General features: G+C 49.3%; 15 protein-coding genes. 10 read left to right on the forward strand and 5 right to left on the reverse strand.

From position 1 onward, the window contains the following. The first annotated feature begins 4 nt into the window (after positions 1-4). The gene (locus tag GBAG_RS17710; RefSeq protein WP_034498762.1) at positions 5-2,860 is read left to right on the forward strand and encodes a valine--tRNA ligase; all 2,856 of its coding nucleotides are present in this window, start codon (positions 5-7) and stop codon (positions 2,858-2,860) included. Positions 2,861-2,923: 63 nt separating this feature from the next. On the opposite strand, the gene GBAG_RS17715 is transcribed toward GBAG_RS17710, so the two are convergent. After that, a complete protein-coding gene (locus tag GBAG_RS17715; protein WP_072011211.1) occupies positions 2,924-4,117 on the reverse strand; it encodes a YjgN family protein in 1,194 nt (397 codons plus the stop codon). 198 nt (positions 4,118-4,315) lie between these two features. Here GBAG_RS17715 and GBAG_RS17720 point away from each other — a divergent pair, with 198 nt between their 5' ends. Further along, positions 4,316-4,819 carry a GNAT family N-acetyltransferase gene (locus GBAG_RS17720; protein ID WP_034498764.1) on the forward strand — a complete coding sequence of 168 codons (504 nt, stop codon included), beginning with the start codon at positions 4,316-4,318 and terminating at the stop codon, positions 4,817-4,819. On the opposite strand, the gene miaE is transcribed toward GBAG_RS17720, so the two are convergent. Beyond that, positions 4,816-5,574 carry a tRNA isopentenyl-2-thiomethyl-A-37 hydroxylase MiaE gene (gene miaE / locus GBAG_RS17725; RefSeq protein ID WP_034498765.1) on the reverse strand — a complete coding sequence of 253 codons (759 nt, stop codon included), beginning with the start codon at positions 5,572-5,574 and terminating at the stop codon, positions 4,816-4,818. The genes GBAG_RS17720 and miaE overlap by 4 nt on opposite strands. 56 nt (positions 5,575-5,630) lie before the next feature. Beyond that, positions 5,631-6,056 carry a ribonuclease E inhibitor RraB gene (gene rraB / locus GBAG_RS17730; protein ID WP_034498767.1) on the reverse strand — a complete coding sequence of 142 codons (426 nt, stop codon included), beginning with the start codon at positions 6,054-6,056 and terminating at the stop codon, positions 5,631-5,633. 98 nt (positions 6,057-6,154) lie between these two features. Between rraB and argL the strand changes: the two genes are divergently transcribed. After that, positions 6,155-6,223, forward strand: a complete 69-nt coding sequence (gene argL / locus GBAG_RS23305) for a putative translational regulatory protein ArgL (RefSeq protein WP_410374052.1) — start codon at positions 6,155-6,157, stop codon at positions 6,221-6,223. After that, positions 6,220-7,227, forward strand: a complete 1,008-nt coding sequence (gene argF / locus GBAG_RS17735) for an ornithine carbamoyltransferase (RefSeq protein ID WP_034498769.1) — start codon at positions 6,220-6,222, stop codon at positions 7,225-7,227. The genes argL and argF overlap by 4 nt, the downstream gene beginning before the upstream one ends. Before the next feature lie 43 nt (positions 7,228-7,270). Here argF and GBAG_RS17740 read toward each other — a convergent pair whose 3' ends face one another. Beyond that, on the reverse strand, positions 7,271-7,723 hold the full coding sequence (locus GBAG_RS17740) for a YhcH/YjgK/YiaL family protein (protein WP_034498770.1): 453 nt from the start codon (positions 7,721-7,723) through the stop codon (positions 7,271-7,273). A 566-nt stretch (positions 7,724-8,289) separates the two neighbouring features. On the opposite strand from GBAG_RS17740, the gene speFL reads away from it, so the two are divergent. From speFL to ridA, 6 genes are all read left to right on the forward strand, one after another. Further along, the gene (speFL, locus tag GBAG_RS22835; protein ID WP_115627191.1) at positions 8,290-8,394 is read left to right on the forward strand and encodes a leader peptide SpeFL; all 105 of its coding nucleotides are present in this window, start codon (positions 8,290-8,292) and stop codon (positions 8,392-8,394) included. 326 nt (positions 8,395-8,720) lie between these two features. After that, positions 8,721-10,883, forward strand: a complete 2,163-nt coding sequence (gene speF, locus GBAG_RS17745) for an ornithine decarboxylase SpeF (protein WP_034498772.1) — start codon at positions 8,721-8,723, stop codon at positions 10,881-10,883. Between the two features lie 121 nt (positions 10,884-11,004). Then, entirely contained in the window at positions 11,005-12,321 is a 1,317-nt protein-coding gene (potE, locus tag GBAG_RS17750) for a putrescine-ornithine antiporter (RefSeq protein ID WP_034498774.1), read from the forward strand. 282 nt (positions 12,322-12,603) lie between these two features. Then, the gene (gene pyrB, locus GBAG_RS17755) at positions 12,604-13,536 is read left to right on the forward strand and encodes an aspartate carbamoyltransferase (protein WP_034498775.1); all 933 of its coding nucleotides are present in this window, start codon (positions 12,604-12,606) and stop codon (positions 13,534-13,536) included. Between the two features lie 17 nt (positions 13,537-13,553). Beyond that, entirely contained in the window at positions 13,554-14,015 is a 462-nt protein-coding gene (gene pyrI, locus GBAG_RS17760; protein WP_034498777.1) for an aspartate carbamoyltransferase regulatory subunit, read from the forward strand. A gap of 67 nt (positions 14,016-14,082) precedes the next feature. Then, complete coding sequence (ridA, locus tag GBAG_RS17765; protein ID WP_034498778.1) at positions 14,083-14,472, forward strand: 2-iminobutanoate/2-iminopropanoate deaminase; 390 nt, start codon at positions 14,083-14,085, stop codon at positions 14,470-14,472. Positions 14,473-14,526: 54 nt separating this feature from the next. On the opposite strand, the gene GBAG_RS17770 is transcribed toward ridA, so the two are convergent. After that, positions 14,527-16,917, reverse strand: coding sequence for a beta-N-acetylhexosaminidase (locus tag GBAG_RS17770; protein ID WP_034498780.1), 2,391 nt, complete (start codon positions 16,915-16,917; stop codon positions 14,527-14,529). Between the last annotated feature and the right edge of the window lie 5 nt (positions 16,918-16,922).

Here is a 16,922-nt window from a genome sequence, read left to right on the forward strand (position 1 = left end):
GACAATGGAAAAGACATATAACCCGCAAGATATCGAACAGCCGCTTTACGAGCATTGGGAACAGCAGGGCTACTTTAAGCCAAATGGCGATACCAGCCAGGAAAGCTTCTGCATCATGATCCCGCCGCCGAACGTTACCGGCAGCTTGCATATGGGTCACGCCTTCCAGCAAACGATCATGGACACCATGATTCGTTACCAGCGCATGCAGGGTAAAAATACTCTGTGGCAGGCGGGGACTGACCACGCCGGCATCGCGACGCAAATGGTCGTTGAGCGCAAAATTGCCGCCGAAGAAGGCAAAACACGCCATGATTATGGCCGTGACGCCTTTATCGACAAAATCTGGCAATGGAAGGCTGAGTCTGGTGGCACTATCACCCGTCAGATGCGTCGTCTCGGCAACTCCGTAGACTGGGAGCGCGAACGCTTCACCATGGATGAAGGCCTGTCCAACGCGGTGAAAGAAGTGTTCGTCCGCCTGTACAAAGAAGATCTGATTTATCGTGGCAAACGCCTGGTAAACTGGGACCCGAAACTGCGCACCGCAATTTCCGATCTGGAAGTTGAAAACCGCGAATCTAAAGGTTCTATGTGGCACCTGCGTTATCCGCTGGCTGACGGCGCAAAAACCGCTGACGGCAAAGATTACCTGGTTGTCGCAACTACCCGTCCGGAAACCGTGCTCGGTGATACCGGCGTGGCAGTGAACCCAGAAGATCCGCGTTATAAAGATCTGATCGGTAAATTTGTTGTGCTGCCGCTGGTTAACCGTCTTATTCCGATCGTGGGCGATGAACACGCCGATATGGAAAAAGGCACCGGCTGCGTGAAGATCACGCCTGCTCACGACTTTAACGACTACGAAGTTGGCCGTCGTCACGCCCTGCCAATGATCAACATTCTGACCTTTGACGGTGATATCCGTGAGAGCGCAGAAGTGTTTGATACCAATGGCGAAGAAGCCGATGTGTATAGCAATGAGATCCCAGCTCAGTTCCAGAAATTAGAACGTTTCGCGGCGCGTAAAGCTGTGGTTGCTGCGTTCGATGAAATGGGTCTGCTTGAAGAGATCAAACCACACGATCTGACCGTTCCATACGGCGACCGTGGCGGCGTAGTTATCGAGCCAATGCTGACCGACCAATGGTACGTGCGCACTGCACCGCTGGCGAAAGTCGCGGTAGAAGCGGTTGAGCAAGGCGACATTCAGTTCGTGCCGAAGCAGTACGAAAACATGTACTTCTCCTGGATGCGTGATATTCAGGACTGGTGTATTTCTCGTCAACTGTGGTGGGGTCACCGCATCCCAGCCTGGTACGATGCCGAAGGCAACGTGTACGTTGGCCGCAATGAAGCGGAAGTTCGTGCTGAAAACAATCTGGGCGACGACGTTGCACTGAACCAGGACGAAGACGTTCTGGACACATGGTTCTCTTCCGGTCTGTGGACATTCTCCACGCTGGGCTGGCCTGAGAACACCGAAGCGCTGCGCACCTTCCACCCAACCAGCGTGATGGTCAGCGGCTTCGACATTATCTTCTTCTGGATTGCGCGCATGATCATGCTGACCATGCACTTCATCAAAGATGAAGACGGCAAACCACAGGTTCCGTTTAAAACTGTCTATATGACCGGTCTTATCCGCGATGACGAAGGGCAGAAAATGTCCAAGTCCAAGGGTAACGTCATCGATCCACTGGATATGGTTGACGGTATCTCCCTGGAAGACCTGCTTGAGAAGCGTACCGGTAACATGATGCAGCCACAGCTGGCTGAGAAAATCCGTAAGCGCACCGAGAAGCAATTCCCGAACGGTATTGAACCGCACGGCACCGATGCGCTGCGCTTTACGCTGGCAGCTCTGGCGTCAACCGGTCGCGACATCAACTGGGACATGAAGCGCCTGGAAGGTTATCGTAACTTCTGTAACAAGCTGTGGAACGCCAGCCGCTTCGTGATGATGAATACCGAAGACCAGGATTGCGGCTTTAACGGCGGCGAAATGGTTCTGTCTCTGGCAGACCGCTGGATTCTGGCGGAATTCAACCGCACGGTGAAAGCATATCGTGAAGCGCTTGATAGCTATCGCTTTGATATCGCTGCCAATATTCTGTATGAATTCACCTGGAACCAGTTCTGCGACTGGTATCTGGAGCTGACCAAACCGGTAATGAACAGCGGCACTGAAGCGGAACTGCGCGGTACGCGTAATACGCTGATTAACGTGCTGGAAGGCCTGCTGCGTCTTGCGCATCCGATCATTCCATTCATCACCGAAACCATCTGGCAGCGCGTGAAAACCTTCAAAGGCATCACCGAAGATACCATCATGTTGCAACCGTTCCCGGCGTATAACAGCGCACAGGACGATGAAGCTGCGTTTGCAGATACCGAGTGGCTGAAGCTGGCAATCACCGCAGTACGTAACGTTCGTGCTGAGATGAATATCTCTCCGGGCAAACCACTACCAGTATTGCTGCGCAACGTCAGTGCAGAGGCGGAACGTCGCGTTAACGCGAACCGTACCTTCCTGCAAAACCTGGCGCGTCTGGAAAGCATCACCCTGCTGCCTGCTGATGATAAAGGCCCGGTTTCCGTGACCAAAATCATCGAAGGTGCAGAGCTGCTGATTCCAATGGCAGGCCTGGTCGACAAAGCCGCTGAGCTTGCGCGTCTGGATAAAGAGATGGCGAAGCTGGATGTTGAAATTACATCCATCGAAAACAAGCTGTCTAACGAAGGTTTCGTGGCGCGCGCGCCAGAAGCTGTTGTCGCAAAAGAACGCGAACGTCTGGCTGCCTGTGGCGAAGCTAAAGTAAAACTGGCTGAGCAAAAAGAAACTATCGCTGCGCTGTAATTGAGTGCTTTGATGTGAAAAGGCCGGGAGATTCCCGGCCTTTTTTATGAGTATAAATATTGGTTAAAAACTAATGTTTGGAGTCAGGCCTCGAGAAAGACGGCTCACAATATCGTTGGCAATTTTTTCGTTATGATCCTGCAAATCTAATTCGTCCAGATCACCATCAACCCAGGTATTTCGTGCCAAATATTTACAATAGCGTACTCGCGCCCATGGGTAGCCCACGCCTAAAGTACAACCTGTTATCAATGCATTGATTATTAACTGGCTTAAAAAACCGGCTACCGTCAGCGTCGAGCGAAAGGTAAAATGCTCGCTAAGCGAGATGGTTTTATAATAATAATTACGCATTGTGACATAGAGATAGCTTGCCCAAAGTAATATGCCAAACATATAAATCAAATAGCCAATAAACATTGCTGTTCCTGATGACTGAAGTTCATTGGCAATAGCCTCGGGATCGCCCTGACTGGATAATATTTTTATATAAGCAGGGACTTCCAACTTCAAGACTATCAAAAGAACAGGAATCAACATCAACATACTCATAAGGCTAATGCTGACGATTTTTTTGATACTAATTTTGGCAGTGAAATTGTTTTTACCAAAACTTAAATGGTTGAATAATAAATTTAACCAAAGTGCCGAGGAAACACCCTGCACAACGGCCATCCCCAAAACTCCCACAACTAAAGCGACAACACTGGTAATGATGATCCGATCAAATTCAAAAATCGAAGCCGACCGGCAAGTCAGCATGATAAGAGTACAAACCAGAAGAACACCCAGCATCATTATTAACGGACAACCCAGCATCACCCACCATGCTTTAAAGCCTGAACACCGAAAATTAAAACGCACATTATTGAGGGTAGTAGACTGCAACTGATAACGTAAACTTTGCACCAATAAATATGGCACAAATAGTATTAATGCGGCCCCCAAACACACGGCAACGAAAGTGTGTCTACCAATAACAGCGCCTTCTAAAGCGAAAATATAAATCAACATACACAGCCAACTGGCAAATAGAGAACGACCTGTTGCATGGTAAGTAAAGCATGAGCCAGATAATTCTGTATGGCTATAAAGGTATTGCTTAGAACGCACCAGTGCCCATGCACCAAAAATGCCAAATGTAATTATTATTAATAATAAATTGACTATGCACACTCTAAAATAGCTACTACCTGTCCCATTAAAAACTAGATTTCTGGTTTGTTTTTCTTTTATTACAACTTGCTGATCTGTCATATATCTCCCTCAGGATTGCATCCCTGTCTCTTCGTGAACGATTTCTTTTCATACTCTTGCCGACTGTTATCTAACCACACCTCTTCGTGTTTAAATAATCCGAAACGGGAGTAACAAAACAGCTTAGAAACTTGCTTGTTAAGTTTCACAGTGGTATTAAAATGAGCTGTCTTTACCCCATCATTAATGAGTCACGCTATGAATCTTGCTGCTCCGGTTGAAATCGCTCTGCGCCGGATAACCGCCCACGACAATGCGGCTATCGCGGGTGTCATCCGCGAAGTCTCTGCTGAATATGGTTTAACTGCCGATAAAGGCTATACCGTTGCAGACCCTAATCTGGATGAACTGTTTCAGGTTTACAGCCAGGCAGGGCACGCATTCTGGATTGTGGAACTGGACGGCAAAGTGGTTGGTGGCGGAGGCGTCGCGCCGTTAACCTGTAGCGAGCCGGATATTTGTGAATTGCAGAAGATGTATTTCCTGCCGGTCGTGCGTGGCAAAGGGCTGGCAAAAAGGCTGGCATTGCAGGCGATGGATTTCGCCCGCGAAGAAGGTTTCAAGCGCTGCTACCTCGAAACGACGGCATTCCTGACAGAAGCCATCGCGCTGTATGAACGCTTAGGGTTTGAACATATTACTGAGCCGCTGGGCTGCACCGGGCATGTTGATTGCGAAGTGAGAATGCTGAGAGCGCTTTAAGTCGGCACGCCACTATGAAAACGGAATTCGCTATCAGGGCTGCTAATTAAAGCGGCCTCGACTTCCCCAAAGAAACGCACCCGATCGCTGATATCTCTCCCGGCAATTTGTTCGGCTAACGCTAAATAATCCTGATAATGCCGGGCTTCTGAACGCAATAGCGACAAATAGAATTTCTGTAGATCTTCATCCAGATGCGGTGCCAGTGCGGCAAACCGCTCACAGGAACGCGCTTCGATATACGCCCCGCAAATCAGTTTATCCACCAGCATGACAGGCTCGTGCGTTCGTGTTTCGCTCAGCAAACTTTTGGCGTAACGGCTGGCGGTCATTTTCACGTAGGGAATGTTGCGGGCGAGCATAATCTCGCGTACCTGCCAGAAGTGATGCAGCTCTTCTTTAATCAACAAAACCATACTGTCGATAAGCTGCTGGCCCCAGGCGCTGTCCGTTTTGGGCATCACGCTTTTGCTCAGGGTTTTATGCAGTGCAATAAAATCAGGTTCTGCCCCCTCACGGAAAGCGAAGTCCTCGTAGGGTTTTAGCCAATCAAGTAAAAACTGCGCACTGCTTTTATCGGCAACGTGTTTGCGAATCAAAAACATCGCGGTTTGTGCAGCTTTGAGTTCACACACCAGATGGTCTGTCAGCAATAACGGTAAATGCTCCGGCTGGCGGGCTTTTTCAATCCAGGCTTCTGGCGTTGGACAATGCAGGAAATTCAATACCGGGGAGAGGAGTTGCGGGTAGTTCATAAGGGTTGTTATTGATCCTTGATGTGCAGCGGCATCACACCGCTGCACGGAAGATATTAGTGGCGCACGCCGTCGTCGTCTTCGTCGACTTCATCCTCGTCATCGCCTTCTTCACCGTCTTCACCGTTCGGGTCTTCGAAGTAAGTGCCCCAACCGTCATATTCCACACCGAATTTCTCGGCGAGGTTCAGCAGTTGTTCTACTTGCTCGTCCAGTAATTCAGCCTTCAGCGCAGATTCGCTCAGCACGTCACAGCAGATTACCGTTTCACCCTCTTCGACTTCCAGCTCTTCCGGGTCAGTAACTTCGTAACCCATTTTGAATGCTTCAACAGCGGCTTTCTCAAGAGTTTCGAAATCATCTGCGGAAAGGTGATGCTCGATAGTGTACAGCGCATCAGGATCGCTGCCGTCTTCCAGTAATTCTTCAATAATCAAACGCGTTTCTTCGCGTTGCTCTTCCAGCAGTTCTGGATTTGCCATGGCCCTTTCCTCAATTTGTAGGCAGATACTTCTATTTTCACACACGGCTGAGTTTGCCTCCACCTTTCCCGCTAAAGTTTTTACGTGAGGGGTTGCAAATGAATAACCATACATATAAATTGAATTTATATTCAATAAATGGCGTGCGCCATGTGAGGAAAATATGAGTCACTTTTATCAAAAGCATTTTCTGAAATTACTGGATTTCACCCCTGCCCAACTTCACGAACTCCTCGCCCTTTCAGCCAGCCTGAAAAAAGATAAGAAAAAAGGCACTGAAGTTCAGCATCTTACTGGTAAAAACATAGCGCTCATCTTCGAAAAAGACTCGACTCGTACGAGGTGCTCTTTCGAAGTTGCCGCATTTGACCAGGGTGCGCGAGTGACTTATCTCGGCCCAAGCGGCAGCCAGATTGGGCATAAAGAATCAATTAAAGATACCGCGCGCGTTTTGGGCCGCATGTACGACGGCATTCAGTATCGTGGCTTTGGCCAGGAAATCGTTGAAACGCTGGCGCAGTTTGCCGGTGTACCGGTATGGAACGGACTGACCAATGAGTTTCATCCAACGCAGTTACTGGCCGATTTACTGACGATGCAAGAGCAATTGCCGGGCAAAACATTCCAGCAGATGACGATGGTTTACGCCGGTGATGCGCGTAATAACATGGGAAATTCAATGCTGGAGGCTGCCGCACTCACCGGGCTTAACCTTCGCCTGGTGGCCCCACAAGCCTGCTGGCCGGATGAAAAACTGGTAACGGAATGCCAGGCTCTGGCAGCTCACAATGGCGGGAACATTACGCTGACAGAAGATGTTGCGGCGGGCGTAAAAGGTGCCGACTTCATTTATACCGATGTGTGGGTGTCGATGGGCGAAGCCAAAGAAAAATGGGCTGAGCGTATCGATCTGTTAAGGGCATATCAGGTAAACAGCAAGATGCTGGCACTGACCGGCAATCCTGATGTGAAATTCATGCACTGTCTGCCTGCTTTTCACGATGACCAAACGACGCTGGGCAAGCAAATGGCGGAGCAGTACGGTATGCATGGCGGAATGGAAGTGACAGATGAAGTGTTTGAGTCGGCTAATAGCGTGGTATTTGACCAGGCTGAAAACCGGATGCACACCATTAAAGCGGTGATGGTCGCGACGCTGGCTGACCTTTAATAGTTAATGGCGGAGGGCGCTAGCCATCCGCCACCATCATTGATTACGCCATCAACATCTTCACTACGACTTTACGCACGGTCGCAGGTTTCCCCACCGCACACAACGGTTTGTGCACCTCACCTGGATAGAACACCACAAAATCCCCTTCATTCAGGATGACGGTTTTTTCCTGCTCACCTTCTGGCAAGAACGCGATGTCTTTATCAGCCAGCCAATCAGTTTCAGGCGTGCCCGCAGGCAGGCAGCTAAAGGTCATGCCTTCCTGGCCGCGCATCACAATCTGAATGTCCAGGTAGCGCTGGTGAAATTCAGCCGGGCGCTCTGCGATGGGCTGTGTGCTGTCTTCTGAAACCAGCATAAACAGGCGATTGCCGTCGATATCATGCTTGCCCAACGGAGTTTCTGGGGTGATGTGCTTTTTAACATGCTCAATCGCCTGACGCAGTTCTTCCGGAAGCCAGGATTGCAAAGCATGAATGTTGCCGATAATCATAATCAATACCTTTTTGAAACGATGTTTTATTACGGTATTTATACGAGCATTCATCTTTTGCCGCCACGAGTTTTTTTAGAAAACCGGTGTTGTCTCCAAAAAATGCACAAACAGATGATTAAAACCTCCGAGGGATGACAGCGCAGAGAGATGATTCAAAAAATGGTGAGCAAATAGCATTTATTGCTAACATCATTCTCGTGAATAAAAATGCACCAACTAATACAAAATAAGCATTTTGATGAATATCACCGCCTGCCTGACATGAAGGGAATTCATTAACAATAGAGCTTCATTTTGTTAGCAAATTTAAAGCTCAACCGCTGCAGGCTAAACATTGATGCGATTAATCCCGCTCCAGAGAAGTTTATTTTTCAAGTATCGTCTATTTTGCAATTAATAACTTCACATATTAATAACCCAGGCTATTGATAACTTATTCAGTCGTTTTCAAATAAAACGATGTTTTGTTATTTACACAAAAATCAAAAGTGACCGACATCACAGTTTTATAAACCACTCTGATTACAATAGCCCCGATTTCCAAAAATGAAGGGAAATAGAAAATGGAAAATAATAATAAGGCCATGCCACACATCCGACGTATTACGCATATTATGATGCTGATACATCGTAGCTGCTTTGACTTCCACCTTTTCAACTCTAAGTAATCTCCCCCCTAACGGCATCTGCTTTTGCGGATACTCGTTCCTGCTTGTCACCAAACACTGATAAACCCAGTAAACCATTGAACAGGGTTACTATTATCCATTGTTTTGCGTGCGGCATTTGACTATCCAAATTAACAGACAAGCCTGACTGGTGAATCAATCACCTGGCATTTATCGACTCTTATCAATAATTCCATATTAATAATTATTGCGGGTAGCTATTGCCTTTAAAAAATAATAAAGCATCGGAATCCCATCATGGAATATCTGACGGCTATGCCATATCTAAATTTTACGCATTACAAACATTAGAGAACATAAGCAAAATGGAAAAATTAAAAATAGCGGTTAATACCAGCACAACTGAATGCTTTAGTACCGATCGCGAAATCGTCGATATTACTCATACTAATTTCACTGATGTGTCTGCTGCTGTTATTTCCGTGAAAGATGCTATCTCAGGGATGTTGAATACTATTGAACAAACGGGCTTCGGCATTCCAATTTTTGTCGCGGTTTGTTGTGAAGAAGAGTTGCCTGCTGAAGTGCTTCCACGCGTCACCGGGGTGTTTGAACTGTGCGATGGAAATGTGGATTTCTACGGTAAACAACTGGAAGCCGCAGCGGTTAAATATGAAAAAGAAGTGCTGCCGCCGTTCTTTGGCAGCCTGGTGGAATATGTGCAGCAAGGCAATGCCGCTTTTGACTGCCCAGGGCACCAGGGCGGCCAGTTCTTCCGCCGTCACCCAGCCGGACGCCAATTCTTTGATTACTTTGGCGAAACGCTCTTCCGTTCTGACCTATGTAACGCTGACGTTTCGATGGGTGATTTACTGATTCACGAAGGCGCACCATGCACCGCACAAATGCATGCGGCGAAAGTGTTTAACGCCGATAAAACCTACTTCGTTTTAAACGGGACGTCTTCCTCAAACAAAGTGGTGCTCAATGCGCTGCTGGCACCGGGAGATTTGGTGCTGTTTGACCGTAACAACCATAAATCAAACCACCACGGCGCATTGATTCAGGCGGGTGCCACACCTGTTTATCTGGAAACAGCTCGCAACCCGTTTGGTTTTATTGGCGGTATTGATGCCCATTGTTTTGAAGAAAAATATTTGCGTGATTTAGTGCGCGAAGTGGCTCCAAATCGTGGCGCTGAAAAACGCCCGTTCCGCCTTGCGGTTATTCAGTTAGGCACCTACGACGGCACCATTTATAACGCGCGTCAGGTTGTCGATAAGATTGGTCATCTGTGCGACTACATCTTGTTTGATTCTGCCTGGGTAGGTTACGAGCAATTCATTCCGATGATGAATGACTGCTCACCGCTGTTGCTCGAACTGAATGAAAACGATCCGGGGATTCTGGTGACGCAGTCTGTGCATAAGCAACAAGCGGGCTTCTCCCAAACCTCACAAATTCATAAAAAAGATAAACATATCAAAGGCCAGGATCGTTATGTGAATCATAAGCGGATGAACAACGCGTTTATGATGCACGCCTCCACCAGCCCGTTCTATCCGTTGTTCGCAGCCCTGGACGTCAACGCCAAAATGCATGAAGGCGAAAGCGGTAAACGCATGTGGATGGATTGCGTAAAAGTGGGGATTGAGACGCGTAAGCTGCTGTTAAAACTCTGTAAACACATTCGTCCGTTTGTGCCAGAAACAGTCGAAGGCCGCAAATGGGAGGATTTTGATACTGAGGTGATGGCGAACGATCTGCGTTTCTTTAATTTCATCCCCGGCGATCGCTGGCACTCATTTGAAGGCTACGCAGAGCATCAATATTTCGTTGATCCTTGCAAACTGATGCTAACCACGCCAGGTATCAACGTTCAAACCGGTGAGTACGACAAGTTCGGTGTCCCTGCAACTATCCTCGCCAACTTCCTGCGTGAGAACGGCATCGTGCCGGAAAAATGCGACCTGAACTCCATTCTATTCCTGATGACGCCTGCGGAAGATATGGCAAAGATGCAGCATCTTGTTGCCCAAATTGCGCGTTTTGAACGCCTGATTGAAGAAGATGCGCCACTCTGCGACGTTCTGCCTTCCATCTACAAAACCTACGAAGAACGTTACCACGGCTACACCATCCGCCAGCTGTGCCAGGAAATGCACGATTTGTATGTCAGTCACGACGTGAAGCAGCTGCAAAAAGAGATGTTCCGTAAAGCTCACTTCCCGAAAGTCGTCATGAATCCTCAACAGGCAAATATTGAGTTTGTGCGCGGAAACGTTGAATTAGTGGCGTTATCGCAAGTTGAAGGTCGCATCGCCGCTGAAGGTGCTCTGCCCTATCCTCCAGGCGTTTTATGCGTGGTTCCAGGGGAAATCTGGGGCGGCTCTGTGCAGCGTTATTTCCTGGCGCTGGAAGAAGGGATCAATTTGTTACCTGGCTTCGCGCCGGAGTTACAAGGGGTTTATATCAAGCTGGATGAGGACCGCAAAAAACGCGCGTATGGCTATGTTATTAAACAATAAATCTGAAATCAAAAAGCGTCAGGGTTACTGGCAAAAATTGATTCTTCCATAAAAAAAGAAACAGCGAAGAAGCGTGACGTTACCGGTTCTTCGCTACTCAAAATTATTAAAGGAACAGATTATGAGTAAAACTAACAACAAAATGGGCGTCGTTCAGCTCACGATTTTAACCGCGGTAAATATGATGGGTTCAGGGATCATCATGCTGCCGACTAAATTAGCGGAAGTGGGCACGCTGTCGATAATTTCATGGTTAGTGACCGCTCTGGGTTCGATGGCCCTGGCTTACGCGTTCGCGAAATGCGGGATGTTTAGTCGTAAATCAGGCGGGATGGGCGGCTACGCAGAGTATGCCTTTGGCAAATCTGGCAACTTTATGGCGAACTACACCTACGGGGTTTCGCTGCTGATTGCCAACGTCGCGATTGCTATCTCAGCCGTGGGTTACGGCACCGAATTACTCGATGCGACCTTATCCCCAATCGGGATTTGTGTCGCCACAATCGGGGTGTTGTGGCTCGCCACGGCGGCAAACTTTGGCGGCGCACGCATTACCGGACGTATCAGCGGCGTCACCGTCTGGGGCGTCATTATTCCGGTGCTGGGGATTTCAGTCATCGGCTGGTTCTGGTTTAGCCCGACTTTGTATATGGAGTCCTGGAACCCGCACCACCTTCCTGTTTTTGAAGCGGTCGGTTCTTCCATCGCCATGACGCTGTGGGCATTCTTAGGTTTGGAATCTGCCTGCGCAAATACTGATGTGGTGGAAAATCCTGAGCGTAATGTGCCTATCGCGGTACTCGGCGGCACGTTGGGCGCAGCTGTTGTTTACATCATTTCTACCAACGTGATTGCCGGTATCGTGCCAAACATGGACCTGGCCAATTCAACCGCACCGTTTGGTTTAGCCTTTGCGCAGATGTTCACGCCTGGCGTAGGTAAAATCATCATGGCGTTGATGATTATGTCTTGCGTCGGTTCGCTGTTGGGCTGGCAGTTCACCATCGCTCAAGTGTTTAAATCCTCTGCTGACGAGGGATATTTCCCTAAAGTTTTCTCCAAACTGACCAAAGCCGATGCGCCTGTAAAAGGCATGATTGTTATCGTGCTTATCCAGACCGGGCTGTCGTTAATGACCATCAGCCCATCGCTGAATAAACAGTTCAACGTGCTGGTTAACCTGGCGGTCGTCACCAATATTATCCCTTATATCCTGTCGATGGCGGCGTTGGTGATTATCCAGAAAGTGGCGAATGTGGCGCCGAACAAAGCGCGCATTGCTAATATCTTCGCGTTCATTGGTGCGATGTATAGCTTCTACGCCCTGTATTCATCTGGTGAAGAAGCGATGATGTACGGTGCCATCGTGACGTTCCTGGGCTGGACGCTGTATGGCCTGATTTCACCGCGTTTTGAACTGCGCAATAAGAATGCCTGAGAGCAACGCCTTCGGCGGGATTGAATGCGGATAAGTATTCACAGCAACCGATTGCTAACAGGCAAAATATGTGAATTATTCGCTTGAAGTGTCCTCTTACATGCGTATAATGCGCCACAATTTGCCGGAGGAAACATGGTCCAGTGTGTTCAAAAAAATGCCACACAACGTCGTCTGAAAGACGACGCTAACCTGTTTTTCTTTCCGTTGCTTCAATCAATTCCAAAGGCCCCTCATTGAGGGGCTTTTTTTTTGCCCGACGCCCGAGAGCAGGAGATAAACATGGCTAACCCCCTATATCAGAAACATATCATTTCCATAAACGATCTCAGTCGTGAAGAACTTGAACTGGTGTTGTCTACTGCGGCAAAACTGAAAGCGAATCCGCAACCTGAATTACTCAAACACATCGTTGTTGCCAGCTGTTTCTTTGAAGCATCAACGCGCACGCGCCTCTCTTTTGAAACCGCCATTCATCGCCTGGGGGCGTCGGTGGTCGGGTTCTCGGACAGCAGCAATACTTCGCTGGGCAAAAAAGGCGAAACGCTGGCCGATACCATTTCGGTTATCAGCACGTATGTTGATGCCATTGTGATGCGCCATCCGCAAGAAGGTGCCGCCCGTCTGGCGACGGAATTCTCTGGCAATGTGCCGGTGCTCAATGCAGGTGATGGCGCGAACCAGCACCCAACACAAACGCTGCTGGATTTGTTCACCATTCAGGAAACTCAGGGCCGCCTGGAAAACCTGAATATCGCCATGGTCGGTGACCTGAAATATGGCCGCACCGTGCATTCACTGGCGCAGGCGCTGGCGAAATTCGAAGGCAACCGCTTCTACTTTATCGCACCAAATGCGCTGGCGATGCCGAAGTACATTCTCGATATGCTGGACGAAAAAGGCATCGAGTGGAGCTGCCACGAAGCCATCGACGATGTAGTCGGTGAACTGGATATTCTGTATATGACTCGCGTGCAGAAAGAGCGCCTGGACCCGTCGGAATATGCCAACGTAAAAGCTCAGTTTGTGCTGCGTGCCGCAGATTTGGTGGATGCCCGCACCAACATGAAAGTGCTGCACCCGCTGCCACGCGTTGATGAAATCACCACCGACGTTGATAAAACCCCACACGCCTGGTATTTCCAGCAGGCAGGCAACGGTATTTATGCCCGCCAGGCTCTGCTGGCGTTAGTTTTGCAACCTGAACTGGTTTGAGTGAGAGGAAGATTAAGATGACACACGACAACAAATTACAAGTTGAAGCGATTAAACGCGGCACCGTTATCGACCATATTCCTGCGCAGGTTGGTTTTAAATTGCTGACGCTGTTCCAGTTAACGGAAACCGACCAGCGCATCACCATCGGCCTGAACCTGCCTTCACGCGAACAGGGCCGTAAAGACCTGATTAAAATAGAAAATACCTTCCTGACAGACGAACAAGTCAACCAGTTGGCGCTGTATGCACCGCACGCCACGGTAAACCGGATTGATGAATATGAAGTGGTAGGTAAAAGCAAACCCAGTCTGCCTTCGCGCATTGATAAAGTTCTGGTTTGCCCAAATACCAACTGCATCAGCAGAAGTGAACCGGTTCATTCTTCATTTGCAGTGAAAAAGCGCGACGAGAACATTAGCCTCAAATGTAAATATTGTGAGAAGGAGTTCTCACATTACGTTGTGCTGGCAGATTAATCATTGCTGCTTAAGCTCTCGGCCCTATAATGGACGCGAGCTTTATCACTTCTCATAAGGAATGAAAATGTCTTCTCGTACCATTAGCACCGAAAACGCACCTGCAGCAATCGGCCCATATGTTCAGGGTGTTGATCTTGGCAGCATGATTATCACTTCCGGTCAGATTCCTGTTGACCCGAAAACGGGCAGCGTGCCGGAAGATGTGGCAGCACAAGCGCGCCAGTCTCTGGAAAACGTGCAGGCGATTGTTGAAGCGGCTGGCCTGAAAGTAGGCGATATCGTTAAAACGACCGTTTTCGTGAAAGATCTGAACGACTTTGCGACCGTAAATGCGACCTACGAAGCTTTCTTTAATGAGCACAAAGCAACCTTCCCTGCGCGTTCTTGCGTGGAAGTCGCCCGCCTGCCAAAAGATGTGAAGATTGAAATCGAAGCGATTGCCATTCGCCGCTAACGAGCCAATCAAAAGGCCGCATTTGCGGCCTTAAATTTTTATCACCGTTAAAAATTACTTCACACTCGCCCGCAGCAATTTCTGCAATGGATACACTGCCGCGATCACCACTTCATCTTGCGTTTGTGCCGCATCGTCGAGCTGTTTTTGAATCCCCTGAACTTCGTCAGCGCTCAGGTTTCCCTGTTTAGCCACCAGATCCGTCAGACGCAGCCCAATTCCCGCCAGCTTATCGACGTTTTCCGCCACCGGTTTTAGCGCTTTGAGCTGATAATTACCGTTGATTAACTCCAGCACATCCGGCGTATTGCTCTGCCAGCGCGCAAAGGTATGGCGCAGGGAATCCGCGCTGTTGCCATCTTCCGGGTCAGCAATCAGTTTATCGACCCACGCATCCAGCGCGCGCACCTGGTTGCTTTCGGCACTCAGTGCATCTGCAAAACGGTTGAGTGGCTCGAAGTGATGGTAGTTTCCAGCCTGGAATTTCAAGTGTTGGCGCGTGTAATACTGCGCCGGTTCTACCGCCTGAGCGAGTATTTGCAACGGCATAATCTCTGTCGAACCTGCCAGACGCGTCATTTGCTCCGCCGCAGCAGCATGCTGTTGGAGACCGACGGAAACCGTCGACCAGGCGTCTATTGCCTGCAAGCGCTGGTACATGTTGTCGATGTCTTTGACATCTTCTGCCGACCACAAACGCTCGGCTACCGCAAACGCACGCGGCCACAGTTTGATATCCAGCAGCGGCGATGCAACGTTTTCAGCCCACAGAGCCGCTTCGCCACCGATAATATTGCTCATCTGCTCAGGCGTCGGCACCACCGGCTGGATGCCATCCGGCACAGCATCAAGCTTCTGCCCGGTCGTCGGGTAGCGGACGTTACCCACCAGCAAATAACCGCTCAGTTTGTCCTTATCCAGTGTTAAAACGGGGCGCGTTTCACCCATCCAGGTGTCGACGGTAAACTTCACCTGCGTTGGGCTTAACCACTCAATATCACGCACCGCACGGCGGGATTTTCCTTTGAAATCGATAAATCCACGCCAGGTTGTTTTACCATTCACCAGCGTAAAACTTCCTTCCACGGCACTGCCTTTCAGGCGCGGCATACTGAAGAACCAGCTTTGCGCGCTATCGGCGTCCGCAATTTCATCAACGCCATTCAGCCCTTGCGGCAGGACTTCGTTGCGATAGTGGTAAGCGGTAGATTGCGGTTGATCCAGATAGAAACCTGTCGAGAGGATGCCTTTGTAACCGTTCGCTGCAACGGCACCCAGCGCATCCTGACCCTGCCAGGATTGGATCAAAATGCTTTTTGGCAGGTCGGGATGGTAGATCTCATCCCAGCCCATCATCTGACGATGATGTTTTTCGAGGATCTTCTCCAGGCGTTGGTTGAAGTAGGTCTGTAAGGCGTGGGTATCCGCCAGATTATGCTGCTTCATAAACGCCTGGATTTCTGTCGATTTTTGCCAGTGCTCATCGTCAACCTCATCGCCCCCGATGTGCAAATAGCTGTCAGGGAAAATCGCGGTGAGTTCACCAATCAAGGTATCGACAAATTTATAGGCCGCATCGTTGGTCGGGTTGAGTAACGGTTTTAACACACCCCAATGGCGCTCCATTTGGTATGGCCCCGGCGCACTCATCAACTCAGGATAGGCCACCGCAATCGCCGAAGCATGTCCCGGCAAGTCCATTTCCGGTACTACGCGGATGCCGAGCGAAGCCGCATAGCGCACCACTTCTTTCATCTGCGCCTGCGTGTAAAAGTCACCATCGCTGGCCAGTTGCTGCAATTTTGGGTACGCAGTGGAAGCAAAACGCCAGCCCTGGTCGTCTGTTAAATGCCAGTGCAGCACGTTCATTTTGGCCGCCGCCATTCCATCTAACTGGCGCAAAATATCTTTAATCGGCATGAAATGGCGGGCAGAGTCGATAAGCAAACCGCGCCACGGGAAACGGGGCTGGTCTTTGATTGATACAAACGGAATGGCTGTATTATCAGGCCCGTTCTGAATGAGCTGTAAGAGGGTTTCCATGCCGCGCATCGCGCCAAATCGGGTGTTTGCTGTGAGCTTCACGCCGTCTGCGGTGACGCTTAATTCGTAACTTTCATCGCTGTCGAGTTTAGGTAAGGGAGCAATAGCTTTTTTGATTTGGATATCAATGGTGGGTTTTGCAGAATTGGCCTGCGCGGGTTGTAGCTGCCAGCCCGTTTGCTGGGAGATCCTCTGCCGCCAACGATCGATAGCACCAGGCAGCTTGTCGCCGCTTATTTTTATGGAAATGGCGTTGTCAATTTGCAGCGTGCCTTCTGCAGCCGGGCGATTAACTTCTTGCGGCCAGGGCATTAACGGTAGGTCGCCAGCCGGTGCAGCCCAAGCCTGACACGTTGCCGCGATGCAACCTGCCAGCAGGCTCAAACGAATGGATTTAAACATGAATA

The organism is Buttiauxella agrestis ATCC 33320 (assembly GCF_000735355.1).
In the GTDB taxonomy this organism is placed as follows: Bacteria; Pseudomonadota; Gammaproteobacteria; order Enterobacterales; family Enterobacteriaceae; genus Buttiauxella; species Buttiauxella agrestis.